This is a genomic window from Chryseobacterium takakiae, assembly GCF_900129385.1.
GTDB lineage: Bacteria > Bacteroidota > Bacteroidia > Flavobacteriales > Weeksellaceae > Chryseobacterium > Chryseobacterium takakiae.
On sequence record NZ_FQVO01000002.1, the window covers coordinates 92,167 to 101,482 of the forward strand.

Here is a 9,316-nt window from a genome sequence, read left to right on the forward strand (position 1 = left end):
ATTAAATTAACTTCTTACCCCAAAATAAATCCTTATTTTGGTCTGGAAATTGTGTACAATATAAATTGAATTAGATTAGAAATATAAAATGAGAGATATAATGAATATGAATGTAAAGAAGATTGCTTTTGGAGCGGCAGTGGTATTTTTCACCAATTTTGCTTTCGCGCAAACCGTACAGGATGGTATCAATAGTATGGATAGTGATAAATATGCTCAGGCAAAAGCCAATTTCACCAACATGATTACATCGGCACCTACTGCCGAAAACTATTTTTACCTTGGAAATACATATCTAAAGCAGGGAGAGCCAGACTTTGCGGCAGCTACAGACAATTTCAATAAAGGTCTTGCAGCTGATAAAAAAAGTTATTTAAACAGAATCGGTTTAGCAGCCGTTAAACTCGGAAAAGGAGATAAAAATGCAATTGCAGAAATTCAGAGTATTGTTTCTGACTCTAGAGAAAAAGATGCAGAAGTATTATTCAGAGCTGCAGAAGCACTAACTTTATTTGAAAAGAACAATTCTCCTGATTTAGCAATTCAGTATCTAAATAAAGCAATTGAAAGAGCGTCTAAAAAAGAAGTTCCTGCACATTATTATTATACTTTAGGTGATGCCTACAGATTAAAAAGAATGCCGGGTGATGCGATGACAGCCTATGACAAGGCGCTTCCTTTAGCTAAAAATAAAGCTTCCGTTTATACGAGAATGGGGACATTATGGATGGCTGCACAACAATGGCAGCAAGCTAAAACAAGCATTGATAAAGCTATTGCAACAGATCCTACCTATGCTCCGGCTTATAAAGCTCTAGCAGCATATGATATCAGATATCAGCAAAATGCGAAAGCAACACAGGATCTTATCAATTATACTAAATATGCGGATGAAGATCCATATACACAGCTGGAAATTGCAAAACTTTATTTTACAAATGAAGATTATGCAAATTCTAAGCAGGTTTTAGATAAGATTTTCGATAAAATTAATGATCCAATTAAGTTTAAGTTAAGAGCTTATCAATTGTATGCAGATGGGAAATATAATGAAGCAAAGCAAAATATTGATAATTTCGTTTCTCAGGCTGATAAATCAAGAGTACAGCCTGCAGATCAGGGATTGATGGGATTAATTGCTGCCGGATTGGCTAAAACTGAAACGGATGCTGCTAAAAAAACAGCATTAACAACAGAAGCACAGCAAAAAATTGCGATCGCAAAAGCCGCAAAGGACGAAACAATGAAATGGGATATGGAGCTTGCCAAAATCGCGGGTGGAGGAGCTTCCCAGTCTGATATTGATGCAGGACCAACAAATCCTGTTATTGAAGGACTAAAACAAAAAGTTGCTGCTAATGCTCAGGATTCGGATTCTTTGTTTAAGTTAGCAACTGCTTACCAAGATGCAAAAAACTGGAATGGAGCTATCCAAACGTGGCAGAAAATGACTGCGCTTCTTCCTGACTGGGCACCCGGTTATTACAGCTTAGGGTATTCTTATCAGCAGGCTGGTAACAATGATGCGGCAAAAATTGCTTATGAAAAATTCATTAGTACAGTAAAACCGGCAGATCAGGAAGCTAATAAGCAGACACTTTCTTACGCATATTTTGCTGTCGCATATATGAGTAAAGATTCTGATCTTGCAAAAGCTAAAGATTATGTTGCAAAATCCGTTCAGTTAGATCCTACGTATCAGGACGCTGTTAAACTGAATGCAGAAATTAATAAATAATTTATTCTTAAATAATTATAAGACTTCCCAATCGTAATGTTTGGGAAGTTTTTATTTAAATCATATCTTTGAGTGTATGAAAATAGATATATTAGCTTTTGGTGCGCATCCGGACGATGTAGAATTAGGGTGCGGCGGAACAATCGTTAAAATGGTTTCTGAAGGTAAGATATGTGCTATTGTTGATCTTACCAGAGGAGAACTTGGTACAAGAGGAACTGAAGAGACAAGAAAAGCGGAAGCACACCATGCTGCAAAAATACTAGGTGTTGTTGCAAGAGAAAATCTGGGTATGAAAGACGGTTTTCTGGAAAATTCTGAAGAATACCAGATGAGAATCGTAAAAATGATTCGTAAATACAGGCCGGAAATCGTTTTAGCCAATGCAATTGATGACAGGCACCCGGATCATGCAAAAGGAGCGAAATTAGTATCGGATGCATGCTTTTTAGCAGGGTTGAGAAAGATAGAGACGGTTCTTGAAGGTGAAAATCAGGAAGCCTGGAGACCGAAACATATATTCCACTATATACAATGGAAAAATATTGAGCCTGAATTTGTGATTGATATTTCTGAACATCTGGATAAAAAGATCGAAGCGTGTATGGCCTTTAAAACCCAGTTTTATGATCCCACTTCTAAAGAACCGGAAACACCAATCACCTCAAAAGATTTTTATGAGAGCTTAACGTACCGCGCTCAGGATTTGGGAAGACTTTCGGGAGTGACTTATGCTGAGGGATTTACGTCTGAGAAGCTGATTGCGATGAAAAATTTTGACGGAATTGTTTGGTAATTAAAAAATCTTTCCTATATTTGCACTCACAAAACGGTGATTGTAGCTCAGTTGGTTAGAGCGTCGGATTGTGGTTCCGAAGGTCGTGGGTTCGAGACCCATCATTCACCCAAAACACAGTATCCTGCTTATAGTAAGCAGGATATTTTTTTATGATTCTTTTATAGAGTTATTTTTCCATATTTTTCTTAATTTTTTATATCTTCTATCTAAGTACCTAATAACAGGCTCTTCAGCATTTATAATAGATAAAGAATGCGACTTGCAAACTTGGAAAATAGAATCTTCAAACTAGTTTTCAAATCTTTAATGAAATTAAAACTACTTCTGAATTATCTGGTTGATTAATATTTTCTCTTTAGGTACAATTAAAATTCTTTCTTCTTCTATTGTTAGGAAAAGTAAATCAAAAAATATAAATTAATTATTGTAAAATTATAAGTATTTATAAATATTAATATGACCGTAAAATTATTTTATACTTTAATTATTTTTAAACATAACTAAATATAAGAGTTTGTTTAGCTTAACTGTAATATGTTGTAATTCAAGATATTATTTTTTTTTACCATTAAAAAAAATATATTTGCAAAAAAAATACATTTAGTGAAAAAAATATTATTTACGATAAGTTCTCTTGTTGTTACATTCTCATCAGCACAAGCATGGAATATATCAGGAAACAACGGAACAAATCCGTCTACTAATTTCTTAGGGACTATAGATGCTCAACCTTTAATATTTAAAACAAATAATTCTGAAAAGGCAAGAATTACCCTTAATGGCAACGTAGGAATAGGAACGACAAATCCCCAAGAAAAATTGGAAATAAATGATGGATTTGTTACTGCGAAAAATTCCAATGTTGCTGTAACCCCAACAAATAAAGTTGGATTTCGCATAAATGAATTAGGTAATGATATTTTTGAAATGTCCTACGCAAGAGACGGTCTCGGAATCTTGAAAATGAAAACGTTTGTGGATAATCCTATTTCATTTGGTACGACTAATACAGAAAGAATGAGGATTACATCTAATGGCAACGTAGGAATAGGAACGACAAATCCCCAAGAAAAATTGGAAATAAATGATGGATTTGTTACTGCAAAAAATTCCAATGTTGCTGTAACCCCAACAAATAAAGTTGGATTTCGCATAAATGAATTAGGTAATGATATTTTTGAAATGTCCTACGCAAGAGACGGTCTCGGAATCTTGAAAATGAAAACGTTTGTGGATAATCCTATTTCATTTGGTACGGCTAATACAGAAAGAATGAGGATTACATCTAATGGCAACGTAGGAATAGGAACAACAAATCCACAAGCTAAATTGGATGTAAATGGAGAAGCAAGAATTCTTCATGGGCTGGATATTTATGATGAAAGTGTTAATGGTTCTAATCTCAGAATATCGGGTAATGGTGGGTATATTCCATCAGGGATAACATTTACAGATACATCATACAATCAGGCAGGCCAAGTTGCAAGATGGTCCATTTGGAAAGGAAATACTTGGGCCAAAGGATTAGGATTTATGCGCTATGATGCGGTTAGTCCTTGTGGAACAGGGATTTGTGATGTTCCATTTTTCTTGGCAGATACAGGTAATGTAGGGATAAATAATACATCGCCAGTAGCTAAATTGGATGTAAATGGAGACGTCAGAATAGCAAATATTCCTGCTTCCACATCTTCTACAGACCAGCCATTAGTGATTGATGCGCAGGGATTTGTGAAGAAAGGTTCAGCAGCTAATGGAAATATGCCTCTTTCTGAAAAGCAAATAGTTAATGCAAGAGCTACAGGTTATGCTATTATAGCAGCTAAAAACCCAGGAATTAATTTTCCTGTTTTCGTAATCCCATGGGATGGTGTGAATACGTTGGAATATAATGCTAATAACCAAATTGATCCTTCATGGCATCCTCAGGTTGTTATTAAAGGAAATTATTTTAATCAGCCTTTTGATGGTAGTGATTTTAGTATTTATAGCTCATTTGTCACAAGCCAAAGTGATTTTGATTTATATAAATCTACAGGTACTCAATGGTGGATCGTTTGTAGTACATTACCTTCTTTTAGTAAAAGCATTACATCTAATGAAAATACAGGTAATGTTGCCATTACTAATAAATTAGAAGCAAAAGAAATAAAAGTTACTCTTACTCCTACAGCAGATTTTGTTTTTGAAAAGGATTATGGTTTGCCAAAACTTGAAGAAGTTGAGAAATTTATAAAAGAAAACAAACATTTACCAGAAATCGCTTCTGCAAAAGAAATGGAGAAAGAAGGGGTAAATATCGGAGAATTTCAAATTAAGTTGCTTCAAAAAATTGAAGAACTTACATTATATTCTATTGATCTTAACAAAAAAAATAAAGAGCAAGAAGTCTTAATTAAAAGTCAGGCAGATATTCTTAAATCTTTACACGAAAGATTAGAGAAAATAGAAAAAGTAAAACAAAAGTAACCCTAAAATATTTCCGATGCATAGAATTTACCAAAAATCAGTTTTTGGAGTTTCCGTATTGTTTTTCATATCTGTTTTTTCTCAAGATAATAATGATATTAATAATAGATTAATAGAGGATCAGAAAAAATTTCAATCAGAAATAGCAAAAAGAGAAAGTAACCAAAGGCAAGATGTAGAACGGTTAAAATCATTAGGCTTTCCTGAATTTATAAGTAAAGATGGAAATGATAAACAATTAATCGGCTCCGATGAAAATGGAAAACCAATGTATTATACTACATTAAATGCAGGGGCGGCACAGATGACAAAAGCCAATATATTGTATGCCGGAGGAAGTGCGGGGTTAAATATTTCAGGACAAAATATGGTCATAGGACAATGGGATTATTCGAAACCAAGAACTACTCATGAGCTGCTGTCCGGTAAAATTACCTATAATTCTTCACAAAACCAGACTATAACAAGGCATAGTACAAATATTGCCGGAACAATGGTTGGAAATAATGGAGAAGCTGAAGCAAAAGGAATTGCTTTTAATGCTACACTTCACGCATATGATTGGGTAAATGATGTATCGGAAATGCTTAATGAAGCCTATACTCCTAATAACACCGCTGGTATTTTGGTTGCTAACAACAGCTACGGTTTAGATCCATTATACCTTCAGACTTATCAGTTTGGTAAATATAATGCGACTGCACAGTCTTGGGATAATCTTATGTATCTACGTCCCTACCTACAGATTGTTAAAGCTGCTGGTAATTCTCGTGAAATAGATCCCAATATTGTTCCTCAGGTAACTGCGAAAGGTGGATATGATTTACTTGAAGGTGCCGGGATTGCAAAGAATGTGCTTGTTGTTGCTTCGGCAAAAAAGAACCTTAATATGAACTCTGACGAAGATTTTGATATTTCTTCATTCAGCAGTTATGGTCCAACTGACGACGGCAGGATAAAGCCAGATTTATGTGCACCTGGAGAAACGATATATTCATCCATTGAGACATATGATTCAGCGTATGGGACCTATAAAGGAACCTCATCTGCTACAGCAGTTGTTTCGGGAATTATTACTTTATTACAACAATATTATAAATCTGTAAGTCCTTCTCAAAGCTATATGCAATCTTCCACAGTTCGGGCTTTGCTGGCTCATACCGCAAACGATAAAGGAACGGAGGGGCCGGATTATATTTACGGATGGGGAATGGCAGACTCGAAAAGAGCTGTTGCAGCCATACACGACAATATAGAAGGAATTATTGGTGACTATAAGAAATCCACATTAATAAAGGAAATTTCGCTTAATCAGGGAAATAAATACACATTATATGTGGTTCCTTTAGATATTACACAACCTCTTTCAGCCACTATATCCTGGACCGATCCTCAGGGAAATCTTGTAAATAATACCGTAGATCTTTCTACTCCTAATTTAGTTAATGATCTTGACCTGAAAATTGTTAAAGTCAATTCGAACGGTACCGAAACTGTTTATTATCCGTGGAAATTAGGAGGAATGAATAATCTCACGGCTGCTGCAACAAAAAACTCCCCTAATAATGTAGATACTATTGAAAGGGTAGATATTAAAAATCCTACAAAAGATACTTACAAAATTATTATATCTCCTAAAACAAGTACAACTCCACTACTTCCAAGTGGTGTTCAGAACTTTTCTATTGTAGTTTCTAATGTAGATTTCTGTTATAAAGAAGATCTTAAAATATTAACCAGTCCGGTTGATGACATCAGTACTCCGCAAACTATTTGGGCAAAACAAATTGTAGCAAGTAATAAAATTATTGCTCCTGTACAAAATGTAGAATACATTGCTTCAAAAGATATCATATTAAAACCAGGCTTTCAAGCAGAAAATTCTTCAGGTTTTCATGCAATTATTACTCCGTGTTTTGATATCATTTCAGCATTTAGATATATTGCACAAAAACGAGTTTCAGATGAGGGTATACTTCCGGAAGCAATAAAAACCGGAAGCAATTTTACAATTTTTCCGAATCCTTCAAAGCAAGAGGCGCATATCAAGTTCAGATTAGAAAATGCATCAGCTGTAAAAATTTCAGTATATGATGCTTCCGGGAAAATTATTTTCGTGAATCAGAGTAATGAAGCCTTTCCAAAAGGTGAATATTTAAAAACAATTGATGTGAGCCAGTATGCTTCCGGAATTTATCTGGTTAGCTTAGAGTGTAATGACTTTAAAGAAACTAAAAAACTGATTAAAAAATAAATCTCTGAGAATCAAATGTGCCGCTAATGTGTGCAAAAAAAATATCCAGAAGATTCTCATCGATTCCAAAATAAACACTTATGACGAAAAAAATATTTTTCTTTTTTCATATCCTTTTATTGGATATGTGTTTTGCCCAGTCTCCCGGTGGTGTTTCGGGAGTGAGTGTTTGGTTTAAAGCTAATTCTGCTCAAACTCCTGCTTTAAGCTATCAGGATTATAGTGGCAATCAACATGAAATTAAAGCGATATCTACGCAGAATCAACCTAATTATACATTATTTAATTATAATGAAAGTCTGGATTTTGACGGGGTAGATGATTATCTGAAATTCCCCTATCTGATGGAAACGATGGATAAAACTACCTTTTTTACGGCATATCAAAATCAGAATACGTCTACGGAAACGGCTATGTTTACTTCAGAAAAGTCGTACGAAAAGGAAATGTATTTCGGCACAAAAAATATTTTCAGATATAATAATGAGCAGCTTAATTACATCAATATCAATACGATAGATGATCTTCCTTCTTTCAGTATGTATACGAGATTCGGAGTTCCATCAGAAAAGATCAATTCAGTTATAGGAAGGACAGGAGTATCTTCTATGTATGTGGGAAAAGATATAAGAAATACAGCCTGGCAAAATTTTAAAGGAAAACTTCCCGAATTTTTCATATACCGTAAAATTCTTACTCAGAATGAAAGAAACCGGGTGAATTCCTATCTGGCTGTAAAATATGCAGTTACAATGCCGTTTACAGAATATTATAACTCTAAAAGTAAAAAAATATGGAAGCAGGATGATTTTACTGATTATCCTGCAAACATTGCGGGAATTGCCAGAGACAAATACTCAAACTTATACCAGAAACAAGCTACAAGTTCTTCAGAAAATAAGAGGTTAATTATTGCGGCAAAGAAATTAGCTATAGATAATAATAGTAATGATGCAGATTTTCCTGATCAGAGTTTTCTTGTATGGGGGGACAATAAAGAGCAGTTATTATTAGATACTCCTACTTTCGGATATCAGCTATTTAAAAGAAAATGGAAAGCAAGATTTTCAACAGAGACTTCACAGACGATACCTACTGAAGTTGTTTTTTCCGTTAAAAATATACTTACTATACCTGCGGATAAAAAAGTATGGTTGTTTATTGATAAAACAGGGCAAGGAAATTTCAATTCCTCAAACGTAGAGGTATTTCCTATGGATTATGTAGATGCAGATCAAAATGTTCATTTTAACAATATTATTTTCGATCAGGATTTATCAGGAACAGATGTTTTTACTTTTGCTTTAGGCAATAAGATATTATCTATCAATGAACTTCAGCAACCTACCTGTACACAGAAAAAAGGGACTTTAAATATAAATGTTAAAGGGGGTAAAGCTCCTTATCACATTCAGTTAACAGGTAATGGGGTTAATCAAAACCTGAATGTTTCTACAGCACAGTTATCTTTTCCGGATTTGGAAATCGGAACCTATCATCTTATCATAACCGATGCAGACGGAAACATAATAGACCAGAATTTTACAGTTAATGATTTTAACTCTATAAATCTGGATTTGGGACCTGATGTGGTAATAAATTCCGGAGGATCTGCTCATTTTGATGCAGGGACACAGATTTCAGATCCGAATGCTACCTATCAATGGACTTCGGATAATGGATTCAGCAGCTCATCGGCTAATATTACCGTTTATGAACCGGGAACTTATACAGTAACAGTTAACACACCGGATGGCTGTACGAAAAAAGATACAGTAAAAGTAACCCGCAAAAGAGAAAACGGAATTGTCTTATATCCTAATCCGGTACCTAAAGGCCAGCTATTTACCATAAGAATTATATCGGATATAAAAGAAAATGTAGATATCAAGATATATGATGCATCAGGAAGACTAGTAAAGACTATTCAGGATAAAGGAAAAGATTATTATGAGATTCAAGATTCACTTTTAGTAGAAGGGGCTTATGTAATTGTTGTAAAAACGACTTCTGAATTAAAAGTGTTTAAACTCATCGTCACCAACTAGCCGCCAAA

Annotated in this window: 4 protein-coding genes, 1 tRNA gene and 1 pseudogene; all 6 read left to right on the forward strand. The window is 34.5% G+C overall.

Annotated elements, in window-relative coordinates; all coding sequences use genetic code 11:
- The first annotated feature begins 88 nt into the window (after positions 1-88).
- Positions 89-1,738, forward strand: a complete 1,650-nt coding sequence (locus BUA76_RS03520) for a tetratricopeptide repeat protein (protein WP_072883460.1) — start codon at positions 89-91, stop codon at positions 1,736-1,738.
- A gap of 76 nt (positions 1,739-1,814) precedes the next feature.
- On the forward strand, positions 1,815-2,534 hold the full coding sequence (bshB1, locus tag BUA76_RS03525; protein WP_072883461.1) for a bacillithiol biosynthesis deacetylase BshB1: 720 nt from the start codon (positions 1,815-1,817) through the stop codon (positions 2,532-2,534).
- Between the two features lie 35 nt (positions 2,535-2,569).
- Positions 2,570-2,645 (forward strand) — tRNA-His (locus BUA76_RS03530).
- Between the two features lie 2,001 nt (positions 2,646-4,646).
- Positions 4,647-5,006 (forward strand): annotated as a pseudogene (locus tag BUA76_RS19485) (hypothetical protein); the annotation flags it as partial.
- Positions 5,007-5,022: 16 nt separating this feature from the next.
- Positions 5,023-7,260 carry a S8 family serine peptidase gene (locus BUA76_RS03540; RefSeq protein WP_072883462.1) on the forward strand — a complete coding sequence of 746 codons (2,238 nt, stop codon included), beginning with the start codon at positions 5,023-5,025 and terminating at the stop codon, positions 7,258-7,260.
- An 80-nt stretch (positions 7,261-7,340) separates the two neighbouring features.
- Positions 7,341-9,308, forward strand: coding sequence for a DUF8202 domain-containing protein (locus tag BUA76_RS03545; protein ID WP_083573148.1), 1,968 nt, complete (start codon positions 7,341-7,343; stop codon positions 9,306-9,308).
- Positions 9,309-9,316: the final 8 nt, after the last annotated feature.